This window comes from Pauljensenia sp. UMB1177, from assembly GCF_030217965.1.
GTDB classification, from domain to species: domain Bacteria; phylum Actinomycetota; class Actinomycetes; order Actinomycetales; family Actinomycetaceae; genus Pauljensenia; species Pauljensenia turicensis_A.
Genome location: NZ_JASOOV010000002.1, coordinates 199733 through 216566, shown reverse-complemented (window position 1 = coordinate 216566; position 16834 = coordinate 199733). Strand labels below are relative to the sequence as shown.

Sequence of the window (16834 nt, the reverse complement as noted above, 5' to 3'; positions counted from 1 at the left end):
GTCACTCAACGTGTTATCTCGGAGAGCTAAGACCTCACTGGCAACGTGACGAGCACCAATCTTTCCGCTATCAAGAACTCTAGATCAGTCAGGTACGCTCAAAACATGAATTTGCAGTTCCTAAGAGACTCCGTGCGTGCCACGGCACTTTTTCTGTTTTCTTTGATCGCAGTTGCTCTATTCGGAATGGTCGTCAAGACTGGCATCGCCTTGGTATTCTGGACAGCCATCATCGTTGCGCTTGTCCTTATTGGTGCCGTCATCTATCGGAACTACCAGACACTGAATCGTCGGTCTTTCTTCACCGCACTCGCAATTCTTCTTCCCTCTCTTGTCGGTGTCGCTTCAGTCGTCTATTTGCTCTCGTACTATGACGGTGGCGTTCCGGTTCAGTTCACGCGTAACGATATGGTGATGAATACCATCGAAGCGCTGACAATCCACCAGAACGGCGGACTAGGCTCCGGCGATGAGGTCAAACCTGTCTTCCTTACTGCGGTTATCACCTCAATTTTCTATGGGCCAGGTACTTCCTTCAGCCCACTTCTGACGATGTTGTATGGCAATATCGTTGCGGGTCTCGTTGTATGTTGTCTCGCCAGTATGTTTACCGGCTGGTTGACGTGGGCGTTGTTGTCACACGCTCCATGGCCTCTACGTACAGCTGCCGTGTTTGTTATCGGATGGGTCCCCTTTACTCGTAATATTTTTGGCGCGGTTGAATTTGATGGCTACCTCAACATCCCAGTTATCTATTTGATCTTGATCCTTTCGTGGATTACCTATCGGACCCTCCGTCCTGCCCAAGCACTCATCTGGCTTCCTGTGCTACTGGTCGCCACTCTTGCTACGTGGTCTCCGGCTTCCCTGATGCCCGGCCTGTTGCTACTAATGGCACTTGTACGTTGTCTGCATAATCTTCCCGCACATCGCCCAACGTCACGAGAGTTGATTTGGATCGCACTGACTTGGCTCTGCGTTGCAGTATTCTTCTTCGCTTGGTCACTCCCAGCACTCCGCGTCGACGGTGATTACCTCTCTGCTGGTCCCGGCTATTTTGCTGGTGAGATAAGCGACCACCTTACAATTGCCAGCATTCTTCTGCTTCTCCTGCTCTTCGTTTTCGCTGCTGCCCTTCCCCGGCATCGCTCGCCCGAGGCAATGGGACTTGGCGCCTTTGCAGTTGGCAGTTGGCTCGCGATCTTCTTCCTCCTCTTACTGCGAGAATCTGGCGATTCTCGCTGGGGCTACTATCCCCTGAAGATGATGTGGATCTCAACGATCACATTTGCAACCATCATGACGATTGAAGCGCTCCGCCAAGCGTTTACCCCTCGATCAGCATCTGACCGACGCTCCTACGCATGGTGGCGAGGGCGTTGTGTTCAAGCCGCCTTCTTTGCCCTGTCGGTAGTCATCATGGGCGTAGGCTCTCTTCTCCCATTTGAACATTTCGGTCGGGGTGGGACTCTCTTCCCCACGCTGCCTCGCTACGCAACAATGCCCACCGATAAAGACCACAAAATGCCGACCCCTGAGGAAAAGAAACTGTACGACCAATTGGTTGAAGTTTTTGACGAAAACCAGGGCGCTCCTGTCGTGTTCATTCGTCACGCGTCCAACCTCGCATTCGATGGTGATCGAAATCGGTACCTTATTCAATTCTCAGCGCCTACCAGTTATGATGTGCGTATTCACGCATACCGCGAATGGCACGGCGACTACTACGGAATGCTCTGCCCGCTCCTACGCGCTTGGGATAAAGAAGCGACTGTTATTACGTCCACTGAGGGCTACAAAACTACGCGCGAACAGATTGACTACTGTGGTCTATCGGATCGCGTCAAGCTCATCACCCTCGACAACTGATTCAGTCTTGTCTTTAGCTCTTGAGGAATCCATGCTTGATAAGCTACGAAAGACCTTCGTCCAAAAAGATCTCAGTTCTCGAGATAACTCGCTGAATTTTCTACGTTTGCTCTTCGCTCTACTCGTCGTCTTCTCCCACGCGCAGATTCTCACCGCTACAGGTGATGGCGTCGTTGTTCTAGGACAACACCTCGGAAGCTGGGCAGTTGTTGGATTCTTTGGAATTTCGGGTTACCTCATTACCGGAGCCCGAGTCCGAAGCGATGCGGGAAAATATCTGATTAACCGCGTCGCCCGCATCTATCCTGCATTCCTTGTAGCACTAGCATTCGTCGCTTTCGTGCTCGCTCCTATTGCCCACGTGATTGAAAAGGGCACTATTGACGGATATTTTGGTTCTTCCCCTACCCCACTTGACTACGTTTATAGCAATATCCTGCTGAAAGTCAGCTACTACCACATCGGTACAACCCTGTCAGATCATCCGCTTACGGCGTGGAATGGGTCGCTGTGGACGCTCTCATATGAATTCTGGTGCTACATCATCATCGGCGTATTCATGTCCTGGGCATTTATGCGCAAGCATGTCTGGCCAACTGCCGTTCTATTCGCAGTTTCAGTGTTGGCCCACGCTGGTATTGGACGCCTCAATCCCTACATCGATAGCAACTACGATTTGGGACTACTCATTTTCATGCTTCCCTATTTCTTGGGCGGTGCGCTGATTTTCCAGCTGAAAGACACTCTTCCAATGCGTGGTCGCTATGCACTGATCGCTGCTATCGCTTCAGTTGGCATCATCTATGCCCTGCCAGACTTCGGTAAGCAACTCGCCTCTCCACTCATGGCATACTTCGTTCTCTACCTAGGTACGATCGTGCCATCACCACGTTGGGTGAAAACACATGATATTTCGTACGGGATCTACGTATTCCACTTCCCCATCATTCAGTTCCTGATCACTCTTCACCTAGACAAACTCGGATTCATTCCATTCTTGATTGTCACTGCACTTATCACGATGACACTGGCGACTCTCAGCTGGTTTGGAGTCGAACGTGCTGCGATGCGGTGGGCACGTGGAAAATCACCATGGGGTGGCCTAAAGAAGACTTCTTCTATTTCTCCGGTGCCAGCGAGTGAACACACAACCGAAGACAGCTCTGTTGTACGTTAGAATCTGCTTTCCCTCACCGGGAATCTAGCTCGAAACCACAGCTGAGATTCCAAAAGGGTACTCAGATCATTAGACTCGCCTTATGGGATCTCATCGCATTCGCTCTGTTGCGTCACTGTGCTTCGCGCTGACACTGCTACCTTCAATGGCACTTTCTTCCAGCGCTGCACCAACTCCAGCCTCCCAGGACGGATGGTCACTCCAGGACAATAGTTGGGTGTTCACCCGTTCGGGACACATTCTGCAGGGCTGGTTCCAAGATCGCGGTTCTTGGTATTGGGCTGACTCAGAAGGTCGAGCCGTCCTTGGATGGAAGCAGATCAATTCTTCGTGGTACTACTTCAGTTCCTCGAACGCGATGACTACTGGCTGGCAGTCCATCGGTGGCAAATGGTATTACTTTGCCACCAGTGGCGCCATGCAAACTGGGTGGCTCCACAATGGAAACACGTGGTACTACCTCGACTCTTCCGGAGCAATGGCCACCGGCTGGACCCTCGTCAACAACACCTGGTACCACTTCACCCAGAGCGGCGAAATGAAAACCGGCTGGGTCGACAACGGTGGCACGTGGTACTACCTCACCACCTCCGGAGCAATGGCAACCGGTTGGCGATCAGTGAACGGAACCTGGTATTACTTTGAAGCATCAGGCGCCATGAAAACCGGTTGGCTGGAAAACAACGGCACCTGGTACTACCTAGCCCCTTCAGGAGCAATGGTCACAGGCCAGCAGGACATTGATTCGGCCACCTACTACTTTGCCTCCGACGGAACGTGGTTTACTCCTACGCCGATCATGGGAGCCCCCCACACAAACCGTGCCACAACAATCCAAGCAATGCTGAACGCATACGCCCAATCGGGTCACTCCTATCCCTCGGGTGCACTCAGCATTGGGGGCGCTCCCACCGCTTTAGACTTCTTCTCGATCCTCTATGACGAGGCAATAGCCGAAGGCATCAACCCGGAAGTTGTCTTTGCCCAGTCCATGCTAGAAACCGCGTGGCTCTCATTCGGTGGCGACGTCAAGATCCAACAGTTCAACTTCGCAGGACTTGCCGCAACAGGTAACGGAGCACAAGGCAACGGCTTCCCCGACGTGCGCACCGGTCTGCGGGCACAAGTCCAGCACCTACGCGCATACGCTGACCCACATGCAACTGAATCTAGTCTTGCCTACCCCTTGGTAGATCAACGGTTCGCCTACGTTTTAAGGGGAAGCGCGCCCATCGTTGAATACCTCGGCATTCAAGAAAATCCCCAACACCGCGGGTGGGCGACCGCCAAAAACTACGGGTTCCACATCGTTGCCCTGATGAAGCGGTCTTTCAGCTAAAAAGTGAACAGAGTGTACCCCGCGTTGGGATTGAAGTTGTTTCGGCTCTCACATACGACTACTGTTCGACGGCTTTCTTATCCCTGTTCGCCACCAGTACGAGTCCGAAGATCATGGAGAGCACGGTCATCGCTATCCCATAGGCAATCGAAGCACCCATAATCTGATAACGCGGGATCAGAATGGGAACAAGAGCTGCAATCGTCAACGCTGACACGGCGTACCCTACAAAGACCAGCTTCTGCTGGCGCATCGTCGTAATCGCGTAATACAGAATCACACTGGCAGAGTTCATGGCTCCACCAAAGACAAGAACGATCAGCTCCGTTCGATATGGAGCAATATCTTTACCGAAAACAAGATTGAGAATCGGAACACCAATAAAGTAGGTCACAATCGCAACCGCGACAAATGCGCCCGCTGTAGCGGTAAGCCCGCGACGCACGATCCCAACAAATCCTGACCAGTTGTGGCGAACCCAATGATGAGCCATCTGTGTGAGGAGTGGTCTAAAAACAACCAACGCCAGCAAATTGATTGCTACCGCAGGCATGTAAAGAATTGCGAAAATACCCTGTTCTGTCAGGCCCAAGTAACGGTCAATACCGAAACGTGGAGCATTCGCAAGATACATGGAAATAAACGATGCAAGAGCAAGCGGTAGACAATCAATGAGGAGAGCAGAAATCTCGCGTTTTGTCCATAGCGGTTTGAAAGCAAAAAGTCGCACGCTCTGAGGAACAAATAGAACGATCATCGCTACGAGCGACGCAACCAAAGTTGCAATTACTGTCATCCAAAGGCTCTGCGTAATGACAAGCCCAGCGCTAAATACAGCTGTAGTGACAAAAGTACGCCAGAACCCTGCTGCACCAGCAATATCCAGATGGCCACTACGTTGAAGCTCGCAGTAGTAAACATCTTCGAACGCATCAAAGACGCGGATCGAGGCAACCAGGATCATGAGCATCACAGCGGAGAGCCCATCGCCACTCACAACCGCGTATCCTGCAATGCCAATAATCATTGCACCGACGGTCAAGATTCTAGTTGCATGATAGGTGCCGAAAGTAAACTTCCCCGACGCATCTGTCACATGGTACGTGCGTACTTCAAACATTCCCAGCGTCTGGAATTGTTGACCGACCGCAATTGCTAACGAATATAAGCCGGCAATCTCAATACCGAGAACACGAGTGACAACGATCAACATGACTACCGTCGCAGCAGACTGCATCAGAGAATATGCAGTATTCCAAAAGTAGTCACGTTTGAGAGAACTACTGGCACTGGCGTCCGACATGGACTCGTCCTTCTCTCAGGCGAGGCTTTCGTAGGGACCGAAATCGATTTCTACCGGCTTATGGTTACGGCGCTTCTCTTCCGGTGGCATCTGCATGTAGTCGCCGTACGAACGTGTCAGAACCGCGTCGTACTCGCGCTGGAGTTTGACCGTAATGTCTTCAAACGGAACATCCAGAGCTGGGAAGAGCTCCTCGCGAGTCACTGTCCAGTTCCACGGATCACGCATCGAAAAGTCAGCGTAGATCCCTGTATCAACCGATTCGAAACGACGAGCAGCCTTATCCCACTTGTTCTGCAACATTTGTGGGGTTACACGGAATAAACGCATAGCCCAATGAGCAAGCGAGGTTGCACTGTGGATCGCAAAACGCTTGAAGCCGTGTGTGTCAATCAAGTAGGGAGTCGGGGTTCCCTGTACGTAGAGCAGACGACCCCACACCCATGTTCTGCGACTCATTGCTTTAACCGCTGCAGGATCATCGCCCGGAACATTATCGAGAGGGAGTAGATCGATTGCTAGGCGCATCCGGTACTTCGAGTCCTTGCCAAACTCAGGAATGAAGACAGTTCCATCCAGCCCAAGTTTGGTAAACATGAAGGGATATTCTGGCACCGTACGCGTATTGTCGAAACGATAGTCTTTCGACATAATCTTCGGCGCCTCGGCAAGGAAACGCTCGTAATCGGCACGAGTCATAAGCACGTCAACATCATCGTCCCACGGGATGAACCCCTGATGCCGCACAGCCCCAATAGATGTTCCACCGTAGACCGTGTACTCGACCCCAAGCTCGCGACAGGCTTGATCAAAATCCTTCAGAATCTTTAGGAGAACTGCCTGAATCTTCGCAAGTTGCTCCGGATCTGAAAATGCATCAGGCGTTGCCATACGTTGTCCTTAAACTCGAGCATCATTCCAACTTGATCGTTACCCGATTATCGCACAGGAGAGTATTTCAGCCGAGAAACACATCGTGCTTCAACAATGATCCCAGACTCGTTACGCCACAAGAATTCACATGCACATCCACGTTGTTCACCGCTGTCGTAGGTTGCACACGAGAAACAAGAGTCGATCAAGGGGAGCCAGATATGCGTCCATTACACTAAGTGACCATGCATCTGCCCCAACCATATACGCGAGATCTTGGCTCTCGCGATAACGCCCTCAACCTCCTGCGATTAGCCCTTGCGTTTCTGGTTGTGTTTTCTCACGCCCAGATTCTGGCAGGTGTTGGAGATGGTGTTGTCTGGCAGGGACAACACCTGGGTAGCTGGGCAGTCGTTGGTTTCTTTGGTATTTCCGGCTTTCTTATCACGGGCGCACGAACTCGAAGTAATGGCGCACACTATTTGATGAATCGCATTACTCGCATCTATCCCGGATTCTTGCTGTCCCTCGTTGCGGTTGCTTTCATCTTCGCACCGATTGCCTATTACGTTGAAAAGCACTCGTTCGACGGGTTCTTCGCAACTCCGACTACGCCACTCCACTACATTTACTCGAATATCTTCCTTTTAATTAATCACTACGATGTCTCGGGCACTCTTGCATCGGTGCCTTATCCGTCGGCTTGGAATGGTTCCCTCTGGAGTTTGTACTACGAGTTCTGGTGTTACATCATCATCGGTGTCTTCCTGTCATGGGCGTTCACAAAGAACCACGTGTGGCCAACAATCCTGCTATTCCTCGTGTCGGTAGCAATTCACGCGAGAATCGGTTGGTTCCTTCCCTACGTTGGAAATAGTGGCGATTTTCAGCTACTCATCTTTATGCTCCCGTACTTCCTTGGGGGCGCGATTATCTTCCAGCTAGGCGATAAGTTGCCAATGAGATGGGAGTACGCTTTTGTTTCCCTCATCCTTGCGCTTGTGTGTATCTACGGTTCGGACGGTTTCGGTAAGCAAGCAGCATCACCATTTATGGCCTACGTGATCCTCTGGCTGGGAGCTGTTCTCCCCTCTCCGAAACTCATTCAGGTTCATGACATCTCGTACGGCGTGTATATTTTCCACTTCCCCGTCCTTCAGCTTCTTATCCTGTTCGGCGTTCACACGATGGGGTTCTGGTTCCTTTTAATGGTTGCCACGTTCATCACTGTCATCTTGGCGACAGCGAGCTGGTTGGGTGTTGAACGTGCAACGATGCGTTGGGTTCGCGGAAAATCCCCCTGGGGAGAGCTCTCCTTAGCTGCTCGTTAGTAAGCCTCAGCAAACAAGGCTTTTCGCTACAGAGAACTCACTTCCCTCATTTCCGCCATTGCCTTCCAACGAAGTGATAGCCATTCACTGAAAGAGGTTGGTGGGCGCTTTTCAGAAGCACCCACCAACCTCTTTCAGTGTGCTCTGACACACTACGAAATCACATGCTTCAGAAGTTGCGAGACAGCCGCGTTATCCTTCTGCTTCAAGGCTTGGGGAAGCAAAGTCAGAGCATGTGCTCTCGACGTTGAATGAATACGCGCAGCACGTGCAGCGCGCCTCCAGCCATTCTTCAATACGAGCTTCTCGGCAATCGCAAAGTAATCGCGTTCTCCTTGGAAACGACGGCCATCAAAAAGTGCAGTCGACGATGCAGATTCAGCGTGACGACGGTATGCAAAACATACATAGGGATCGAAGAGCAGAGAGCCTCCAGCCACGATGACATCCATGACAAGCGCAAGATCCTGAATAATCGGGAAACCCGGACGGAACTGCGTTGTTTCAAAAACCTCACGCTTGAAGACGAGCGAAGGCCAGTACAACCAATCGGCTCGCAACAGCGATACGGCAAGATCCTCACCGGACAACAGACGAGGCCGCTGCGCATCAGGTCGCAGTAGGGACTTAACCCGGTCGACAACAGGAGTGACCGCAGAGCTGCTCTCATCAATGATTCGAACTCCCGGCTGGATAATGGATGCAGAGGGAAATTCAGAGTGAAGCTTCAAGATTCGTTCGACGAAGTCGCGTTCTGGAACATCATCGCATCCAAGCAACATAATGAGCTCCGCCGAGGCAAGTTCAACGCAGTGCTCATAGTTCTGAGTGATGCCCAGATTGTTTTCATTGCGAATATAAGTCACGCGCTCGTCATCAAGGTGCGAGAAGTACTCGCCCACCTGCGGATCTGGGTAGCAGTCATCAACAACCGTCAACTTCCATCCGCCCACGCTTTGGTTACGAACGGCCTCTACTGTTTCAAAGAGGTACGACGGTTCGCCCCAAAACGGCAACATAATGTCGAGGGTATGCATAGCTCAATCTCTCAGATTCTTCGGGGGAAGGTAGACAACGGGTCTGGCTTCTACCTTTCAGATAACTCCATCTTAGTTGCTCGATTATTATCTCGGCAGAACCTACAGGGAACGCCAAGATAGTGCGCGAACCCTCACCTATATTTTTCAGCTCACGGTGTCTGATTTAGCTCGTTTTATACGAGGTAATGGCAAAGCCAACTGATACCATCACACCTATGCGAAAGACTGTTCTCGTTACTGGTGCCGGTGGCTATATTGGTCGCCATGTCGTCGACGCTCTGCTGAAGCATGACGTCAATGTTTCTGTCGTGGATTTGAAGTTTGACGGAATCGATGAACGCGCTAAACGCCTGAACGTCAATATCTTTTCAGGCGACGCTGACATCTACGAGCAGCTAGGCAAGCCCGATGTTGTGCTTCACATGGCCTGGAGGGACGGTTTCAAGCACAATTCTCAGGCGCATGTGGACGATTTGGCTTCCCACTACCACTTCATCTCACATCTTCTTGAAGGTGGGTTGTCTCAGATTGCAGTGATGGGCTCAATGCATGAGGTCGGATATTGGGAAGGTGCTATTGATGCTGACACCCCCTGCCACCCCGCGTCCCTCTATGGAGTAGCAAAGAATGCTCTGCGTGATCTCACCGCTATTCGCGCTTCTCAAACTGGCTCATTGATGCAATGGATCCGTGGCTACTACATCGTCGGCGATGACAAATTCGGTAATTCCATTTTCAGCAAGCTTCTTCAGGCTGATGAAGAAGGCAAGACATCTTTCCCCTTCACCATGGGAAAGAATCTGTACGATTTCATTTCCGTTGATGGTCTAGCGCAACAGATCGCCGCGATCGTGACGCAGGATGAGTACACGGGCATCATTAACGCGTGCTCGGGTCAACCGATCTCATTGGCTGACCGCGTTGAGGCATACATCAAGGAAAACAATCTTTCTTTGACACTCGAGTACGGCGCCTTCCCCGATCGTCCTTATGACTCCCCCGGCGTTTGGGGCGATCCAACGATCATCAACCAGATCATGGCAAAGAACTGACTTCGCGTTCATATAGGTGTGGCCTCCCTACAGACAGGGAGGCCACACCTTTTTTGACCAGGATCCTATGTGAACTGCGAACGCAGTTCCTTCCAGTTCGGCGTAGCAGCCAGAACCGTACCCACCAAGATAACCACACAGCACACGATCTGTAGGACGCTGGGAACGGTCCCTTGCAAAAGGAATGCGAAGATCACCGCCCACGCAGAGTAAGAGATGTTCAGTGCCATCCCTCGCGAGGCGCCGACTGTGTCGATGGCCTTGTAGTAGAAGAGATACGAAGCCGTTCCGGCGATTGCGGCAATCGCGATCACACCAGTTCCCGCCGTCGGGATTGCACGGAGGGTAAACCCGACGACCCCAGCGATCGGAGCAACAACAATGACATACACGAGCGCCGATGTTGTTTCACGAATATGGAGGGCAGTCTCGTTGTCAACGGCATCGTCACGCATTCCCCACGCGAGAATGACAGCTTCGGAGCCCCAACCAAAAACACAGGCAAGAGCGGCAATGACGCCAAGGACAGGGTTGCCCTCGGTAACCGTCTGCGTTGACGAATAGCCGATCATCACAATGGCTCCAAGAGCTACGAGCAAAGCAATAATCTGCTTGGGGCTCATACGTTCTTTCAGGAATACGAACGCCAGAACGGTACCCACGGCCGGGTAGAAGGTGGAAATGATGGCCGTAAAGCCCGGCCCGATGTGATTGATCGCAATCAGGTACCCGGTCATACCGAACGGACCACCCAGCAATGCGCCGAGCATGACGGCTCGACCCGATCGAGTCTTCACCGCAGCTAAAGAGTCACGTAGACGACCTCTCAGGCCCATATAAACAAGCAGGACCAGGGCGGCCGTCACATCGTGCAGTAGTGCTGATGAAAGCGATGATTCTGACGCATCGAGGAACGGGACAAAGACTAGTGCGAGAGCCAGGATCGATGTGTCCAAGCCCCAGAGAGCACCCGAAAAAATACCCCACTTCATTGCGTGTCTCCTCTTCAGTTATCCAGCTCGGCGTTCTCGTACGCAGCAAGTAATTCGTTGAGCTTTCCGGTTGCGTGCGAGTAGTAGATGTACAGCCATTCACCGACGTTGTCGCCCTCTGCTTCCTTTACGAGGGACCAGATGTACCAACACCACCCGGCAAAGACAACGTATGACCAGAAGTGACGCTGTTCGGTTGGGGTGGGTGTTCGGCCAAAATAGTATTCGAGGGCTTGGGTAGCAAGCTCATCGGTGAGATCGGTCGCGCAGACGACCATTGTCCCGAAGTCAGCAGCGATATCGGACATCCCCGCGTATTCCCAGTCGATCAGGTCAAGATGCCCGTTCTGAGAAACAAGGAAGTTCAGGTTGAAGAAATCGTTGTGGCTGGGACCCAGCGGGAAGTTGTCCGCATCGGCGTGTGTCTTCAGCCGAAGGACCTTGGTGCGAAGCTCCTCATATCCAGGTACGTCGATGGGACCAAACTGTTTCAGAATCTCTTCGTATCGCAGACCTTCAGTGACGAAGTCAAAGTTGCGCGTGAGAGTCTTCCCGCTGTCATGTAGGCGTCGGGACATCTGCATCGCGCGACGAAGCTCGTCGGGATTCGTCACGTCAAGGTTGCGACAATCGGGGATAAAGCGAGAGATCTTCCATCCTTGAATCGGGTTGGAAGCAAGGAATGTCGAGTCTAGTTCCAGTTCACTCGCCAGATTCAGTGCTTCGCTTTCGGCTTGTCGGTCCACGATCTTGTCAGTTCCCAGGCCCGGATGGCGATAGACATACTCTTTGTCTCCCACAGCAAAGTGGCATGACAGATTAGTAATTCCCTGCTTGAGGGGGTAGACATCCTGGATATCATTCACATCGCAGTTCAATGTTGCCGTGATGTTGTCAAAAATCTCGGAGTCAACGTTCTCCATGAAGAACGGGTCAAAAGAGCGAAGTTCATCAAGAGAATCAAATTCGTTAATCAGGCCAGCAGGGTATGTGCGCATGACCATCGAGAACTGCTTGATATTGTCGACATAGATCTGTTCCCAGAGCTTCGGGGCGGTTTCTGGAAGGTGATAAACGCGCTCGAGGATCTCCACAAACGTGGCTGAGAATTCACGATCGAAGTAGACGTGGCCAAGCATGATCCACGCGTCATGTCCGCCAACTTCAACGCCGGTAATGCGACCGCCAGCGCCGGTTGTCAGACACCACTCATCGGTCTCACCTTCAACATACTGGGCCGAGTAGTAGGCGCGGTAAACGTGGGATTCGAAAGGATTCTCGGTGAAGTAATCGTCGGACGAGCAGACGTAGGTATTGGCCAGTTTGTCGCGTACTAGCCACAGCGAACCATTGTTGTTTCGCGTGGCGTATTCGGAGTTCACAACGATTTTCACGCCGTATTTTTCGACGAGGTAGAAGAAGTATTCCTTCTTGTAACCGACAACAACGGTGATGTCTGTAATTCCGGCTTCGTGGAGCTGCTCGATCTGGCGTTCGATCAGAACCTCTCCGTGAACACGCAGGGTCCCCTTCGGTCGTTCATAGGAGATGGGGGCAAAACGTGATGAGAGACCTGCTGCCATAATGACTGCGTTATCGACAGCATATGGCGCGAGAGCTTCCAGGCCAGCGTCAGTGATCTGACGGGCCGCAAGATACCCGCTCGCTTCAAGCTCACGAACAGCCGAGTTCACACGTCCTAGTGACATACCCGTTATTGCTTGGATCTCACGCTGAGTGAGCGTTTCTTCGTTACAGTTCACTGCGTAAAGAACATCGAATTGCGCATGTGACAGTGGTGCAGACATCAGCCATCCGTTCAAGAATTGTTTTCCGAGACTCACGTTCAAACATAAGCCTTGTGTAAATAATTATGAACATACAGCGTGGTGATGTCACGCATTTTTGCGTATTTCACATATTTTCAATCGACTTCAACGAAGCAAATACGTGCACTTCATCGACTTTCTGGCACGTTATTCACCAATAACGACGCGTGGCACCCCCGCCCACAACTCGGGTGAGGTCACGCGACGCCCATCGAGTAGCAGACGAATTCCTGGGCAATCCGCTGGGGTGAGCGTGCGGTACAGTGCATGATCGGCCTGAACAATGGCACAGTCGCACACATCAGCCCCCAGATGATACGGCTCCCAACCGAAGCCTCGTAACTCATCGTCTGAGTACATCGGATCATGAACGGCGACGTTTGCCCCGCGAGCGCGCAGAGCCTCAACCGTGGCGAACACGCCGGAGAACGCCGTCTCTTTCACTCCCCCACGGTACGAGGCACCTAGAACCGCAACTCGTAGCCCCGCTAGCGAACCCAGCACGGACTCCGCGCGAGACACAACGTATTCCGGCATCGTCGCGTTGTAGGAACGCGCAGTGCGCACGATCGATGCATCCGGGTCGGTCGACAGGTAGAGACGCGGGTAGACGGGAATACAGTGTCCTCCCACTGCGATCCCCGGACGGTGGATATGCGAGTAGGGCTGGGAATTGCACGCGTCGATCACTCGCTCAACATCAATCCCCACCTTGTCCGCATAGACTGCAAACTGGTTGGCCAAGCCAATGTTGACATCGCGGTAGGTAGTTTCAGCGAGTTTCGCCATCTCTGCAGCCTCGGCGCTTCCCATATCCCAGACTCCGTTGGGGGAAGGCAGGTCAGCGCGCTCATCGAAGTCGAGAACCGCTTCATAAAAAGCAATGCCCGCCGCTGTTCCCGCATCGTTCAGCCCACCAACCAGCTTCGGGTATTTACGCAGGTCAGCAAAGACTCGTCCGGTCAGCACGCGTTCGGGTGAGAAGACGAGATGGAAGTCTTGCTTTTCCTTCAATCCCGAAATCGACTCGATCATTGGCTTCCACCGGTTGCGGGTTGTCCCCACGGGCAGCGTGGTCTCGTAGGAGATCAGAGTATTCGGAGTGAGATGCGTGGCCAGCGAGCGCGTCGCATCATCCATCCACCCGAAATCCGGCTCCCACGTCTTGTCATTAACGAAAAGCGGAACGACAAGGACAACAGCGTCAGCGCCGGGAATCGCTTCTTCATACGACGTTGTCGCACGCAAGCCCCCTGAAGCAACAACGTCGCGCACGTATTCATCAAGGTGCGCTTCACCTGGGAAAGGTTCGACACCCTTATTCACCAGGTCAACGGTCGTTTCATTCACGTCGACGCCGATGACGTCATGCCCTTTCATCGCATACTGCACGGCCAGTGGCAGTCCAATTTTTCCGAGGGCAACAACAGCGATACGCACGGGTACTCCTTCAGGGCTCTGTTCGCCATCAAGTATGCGCTGAAGAAGCCGTGACTCTCTTGATTCACGCGCGGAGCGCCGGTATCCGTGGGCGCACACAGCAGATAGATAGAATGAATTCCATGTCACGTCCCCAGATTCTGGTCCTCTCATTTTCTCCGCTTATGCGCGATGCCCGCGTACTGCGTCAGCTCAGCGTCGTTGCTGAGTTTGGTGACATCACGACCTGCGGATACGGTCCTGCGACGCCCTATTCCACGCATCATGTTGAAATCCCAGCAGGCGCGGCCTCGTTGCCCCAGACTCCCCTGGGAGTTGCGTGCTTGGCACTTCATTGCCACCGCGCATCGGACTTGGCAGCCCCCGGCACGCGCGCAGTCATTGACGACTTACGGGCACGTCACTTCGACGCAGTGATCGCCAACGATGCGCGCGCACTTCCGCTTGCGTACGAGGCCGCCCAGTCTGCACCGATCTGGGCTGACCTGCACGAGTGGGCACCTGAAGAGCGCACCCACGTTGCAGCGTGGAGGATCCTTATTGCGCCGTGGATCGATTCGGTCTGTGAGCGTTATCTTCCCAGGGTCGCGAATGCGACGACGGTTGGCACAGAAATTATGAAGCTCTACGAGCGCCGTTATGGTGTTCGCCCGCAGCTCATGCGTAATGCCGCTCCTTTCGCGGACCTCACGCCATCAACTACTCCTACACACAGGCCACTACGCATCGTCCATTCGGGTGCGGCAGTGCCCGGGCGTAGCCTCGAAACAACGATCGACGCAACCCTGGCTACGGACGGCGATTTCAGCCTTGACCTGTACGTGGTGCCCGGTGGGGATAAGGGCGCTTATCTCAAAGAATTGAAGGCGCGAGCATCCGGTTCGGACCTCGTTCGTTTCCACGATCCTGTCGCTCCCGCTGACCTGCCGGCCACCCTGAACGCCTACGACATTGGTGCATTCTGGATGCCACCGGTGACAACAAACGCACGCCTCACGCTACCCAATAAGTTCTTCGACTTTGTGCAGGCACGTCTTGCCCTGGCAATTGGGCCGAGCATTGAAATGACCGCTTTACTCGAAGAACACGAACTGGGCGTCATCTCCGCCGGGTACGAGGTTCCTCAAATCGTTGATTCCCTGCGCCAGCTGACACCAGAAGTGGTTGACCAATTCAAACAGGCTTCGCACACCGCCGCACCCGAGCTCTGCTTTGAGAAGGAAGCTGAAGTCGCACGCGGAATCATGCGCGACATGTTGGGATGTTCTTAACGAATAGTTCGCTCCCACATCAGCACATTGAGTCGCAGGTTCCCCGAAGTGACCCCCTGTTGAAACTCAGCGTGAAGATTGAGCCACTTCCAGCACGATTGCGGTAGCTCGCGCAGATGAGACCGCAACCGATCGGTGTTCTACAACCCAGCGATGAAGGCGCGCACGATCACAGCGCGGATCATTGTCATCAAGAGTTGACAGCTCAACCATCGCATCACACACCGCATCGACATCTACATCAACTGCGCACCCCAGGTTTGCTTCCGCCACGTCGAGTGCAGCCTGCCCGGGACCAGCAAAAATAACAGGAGTTCCCGCTGAAAGGGACGATAAAATCTTCGTCGGATACGCGTAGTCGTAGGCGCCGGGCTTCATTGAGGCAAGCGACGCAGTGGCGAGCGCGTACCAGCGTTGGGCTTCCTCGGCGCTGACAGTTGGGTGGAATTCAATTCCAGCAATCCCGCGAGCGCGATCGCGCAACTGCGCCCACGCACTCCCCTGCCCTAAATAAATGAGGCGCGCCTCCGGAAGCTTCTCCTTCACCTTTTCGAACGCATCGATAAAGATCTCCGGAGCGAGCCACTGGGCGACTGTGCCCGCGTAAAGGAAGACGGGGCCTGAAGTTTGGGGGAATCCTTCGGGGACGAGGCCACGATCCCCGCTCAATTTGCCGTCGCTTGTTTCATCGCGGGTCGTATCAATGCCATTGGGGACGACGACCGCTTCCCGACCTGAAATGGCCTGGACTCGATCTGCGACCCCCTGGGATACGGCGATGACTGCCGTTGCTCGCTTCATTGCGGTTCGTTCCATCCACGTCACCGCGTCAACGACAAGTCCAGTGGTTCCTTGGGCGCGCGCCGCGTCCGACACGATATCCGCCGCATAGTAAATGTGAGGAATACGCCGTATACCACATGCGATAGCGGTAACAAGACCGGTGGTCGGCGGCGGTTCGTTGACCACTGCATCTGGGCGTTTCGCCGTGAGCAGGCGGAAAAAGAGCGGAAGGTCGAAAGACATATAGGGAACGTATCCGCGTACTGCTCCCGTTGCGTCACGAAGAACCGGCCAGCGCCTGACGTCGATATCGTTCATCCACGATGGGAGTGGGAGGCTCCGCAGTGATTTTTCGGGCTTTGAGGTGAAAACACTCACCTGAGCCCCGCGCGCATGCAGGGCACGAGCGAGAGCACTCAAGCGAAGTGCCGCGGCAGCTGGATCAGGCGTAAAAGTACGAGTCGCAATAACGACACGAGCCTGTGATCGCGATGGTGAGCGTCGTCGTTTCACCCTTTAAGTGTGCAGTACTCTC

General features: G+C 53.3%; 13 protein-coding genes. 6 read left to right on the top strand and 7 right to left on the bottom strand.

Annotated elements, in window-relative coordinates; translation table 11 throughout:
• The first annotated feature begins 105 nt into the window (after positions 1-105).
• The 3 genes from QP442_RS04155 to QP442_RS04145 all read left to right on the top strand — a co-directional run bounded on the left by QP442_RS04155 (position 106) and on the right by QP442_RS04145 (position 4385).
• The gene (locus tag QP442_RS04155) at positions 106-1869 is read left to right on the top strand and encodes a hypothetical protein (protein ID WP_103631992.1); all 1764 of its coding nucleotides are present in this window, start codon (positions 106-108) and stop codon (positions 1867-1869) included.
• A gap of 7 nt (positions 1870-1876) precedes the next feature.
• On the top strand, positions 1877-3046 hold the full coding sequence (locus QP442_RS04150; protein ID WP_285069654.1) for an acyltransferase family protein: 1170 nt from the start codon (positions 1877-1879) through the stop codon (positions 3044-3046).
• Positions 3047-3263: 217 nt separating this feature from the next.
• A complete protein-coding gene (locus QP442_RS04145) occupies positions 3264-4385 on the top strand; it encodes a glucosaminidase domain-containing protein (RefSeq protein ID WP_219810866.1) in 1122 nt (373 codons plus the stop codon).
• Between the two features lie 58 nt (positions 4386-4443).
• Here QP442_RS04145 and QP442_RS04140 read toward each other — a convergent pair whose 3' ends face one another.
• Positions 4444-5688 carry a lipopolysaccharide biosynthesis protein gene (locus tag QP442_RS04140; RefSeq protein WP_103631995.1) on the bottom strand — a complete coding sequence of 415 codons (1245 nt, stop codon included), beginning with the start codon at positions 5686-5688 and terminating at the stop codon, positions 4444-4446.
• Between the two features lie 15 nt (positions 5689-5703).
• Positions 5704-6579: a LicD family protein gene (locus QP442_RS04135; protein ID WP_006681356.1), complete on the bottom strand. Its 876-nt coding sequence runs from the start codon at positions 6577-6579 to the stop codon at positions 5704-5706.
• A gap of 227 nt (positions 6580-6806) precedes the next feature.
• Between QP442_RS04135 and QP442_RS04130 the strand changes: the two genes are divergently transcribed.
• The gene (locus QP442_RS04130) at positions 6807-7892 is read left to right on the top strand and encodes an acyltransferase family protein (protein WP_103631996.1); all 1086 of its coding nucleotides are present in this window, start codon (positions 6807-6809) and stop codon (positions 7890-7892) included.
• Between the two features lie 152 nt (positions 7893-8044).
• Here QP442_RS04130 and QP442_RS04125 read toward each other — a convergent pair whose 3' ends face one another.
• Entirely contained in the window at positions 8045-8929 is an 885-nt protein-coding gene (locus QP442_RS04125) for a glycosyltransferase family 2 protein (protein WP_006681358.1), read from the bottom strand.
• Between the two features lie 218 nt (positions 8930-9147).
• Between QP442_RS04125 and QP442_RS04120 the strand changes: the two genes are divergently transcribed.
• Positions 9148-9984: an NAD-dependent epimerase/dehydratase family protein gene (locus QP442_RS04120; RefSeq protein WP_040318641.1), complete on the top strand. Its 837-nt coding sequence runs from the start codon at positions 9148-9150 to the stop codon at positions 9982-9984.
• 65 nt (positions 9985-10049) lie between these two features.
• On the opposite strand, the gene QP442_RS04115 is transcribed toward QP442_RS04120, so the two are convergent.
• The 3 genes from QP442_RS04115 to QP442_RS04105 form a co-directional block, all read right to left on the bottom strand.
• Positions 10050-10976 (bottom strand): DMT family transporter, encoded by a 927-nt coding sequence (locus QP442_RS04115; RefSeq protein WP_179369807.1) that lies wholly within the window; start codon positions 10974-10976, stop codon positions 10050-10052.
• 14 nt (positions 10977-10990) lie between these two features.
• Positions 10991-12784, bottom strand: coding sequence for an NTP transferase domain-containing protein (locus tag QP442_RS04110; RefSeq protein ID WP_103631998.1), 1794 nt, complete (start codon positions 12782-12784; stop codon positions 10991-10993).
• 168 nt (positions 12785-12952) lie between these two features.
• The gene (locus QP442_RS04105; protein WP_103631999.1) at positions 12953-14245 is read right to left on the bottom strand and encodes a nucleotide sugar dehydrogenase; all 1293 of its coding nucleotides are present in this window, start codon (positions 14243-14245) and stop codon (positions 12953-12955) included.
• Between the two features lie 122 nt (positions 14246-14367).
• On the opposite strand from QP442_RS04105, the gene QP442_RS04100 reads away from it, so the two are divergent.
• Positions 14368-15516, top strand: coding sequence for a hypothetical protein (locus tag QP442_RS04100; protein WP_219810868.1), 1149 nt, complete (start codon positions 14368-14370; stop codon positions 15514-15516).
• Positions 15517-15582: 66 nt separating this feature from the next.
• On the opposite strand, the gene QP442_RS04095 is transcribed toward QP442_RS04100, so the two are convergent.
• A complete protein-coding gene (locus tag QP442_RS04095) occupies positions 15583-16812 on the bottom strand; it encodes a glycosyltransferase (protein ID WP_103632001.1) in 1230 nt (409 codons plus the stop codon).
• Between the last annotated feature and the right edge of the window lie 22 nt (positions 16813-16834).

Bases quoted from the DNA above. Each gene is read 5' to 3' on its own strand.
- QP442_RS04130 (WP_103631996.1), top strand. From the start codon at position 6,807: ATGCATCTGCCCCAACCATATACGCGAGATCTTGGCTCTCGCGATAAC.
- QP442_RS04140 (WP_103631995.1), bottom strand. From the start codon at position 5,688: ATGTCGGACGCCAGTGCCAGTAGTTCTCTCAAACGTGACTACTTTTGG.
- QP442_RS04120 (WP_040318641.1), top strand. From the start codon at position 9,148: ATGCGAAAGACTGTTCTCGTTACTGGTGCCGGTGGCTATATTGGTCGC.
- QP442_RS04135 (WP_006681356.1), bottom strand. From the start codon at position 6,579: ATGGCAACGCCTGATGCATTTTCAGATCCGGAGCAACTTGCGAAGATT.
- QP442_RS04125 (WP_006681358.1), bottom strand. From the start codon at position 8,929: ATGCATACCCTCGACATTATGTTGCCGTTTTGGGGCGAACCGTCGTAC.
- QP442_RS04100 (WP_219810868.1), top strand. From the start codon at position 14,368: ATGTCACGTCCCCAGATTCTGGTCCTCTCATTTTCTCCGCTTATGCGC.
- QP442_RS04155 (WP_103631992.1), top strand. From the start codon at position 106: ATGAATTTGCAGTTCCTAAGAGACTCCGTGCGTGCCACGGCACTTTTT.
- QP442_RS04115 (WP_179369807.1), bottom strand. From the start codon at position 10,976: ATGAAGTGGGGTATTTTTTCGGGTGCTCTCTGGGGCTTGGACACATCG.
- QP442_RS04110 (WP_103631998.1), bottom strand. From the start codon at position 12,784: ATGTCTGCACCACTGTCACATGCGCAATTCGATGTTCTTTACGCAGTG.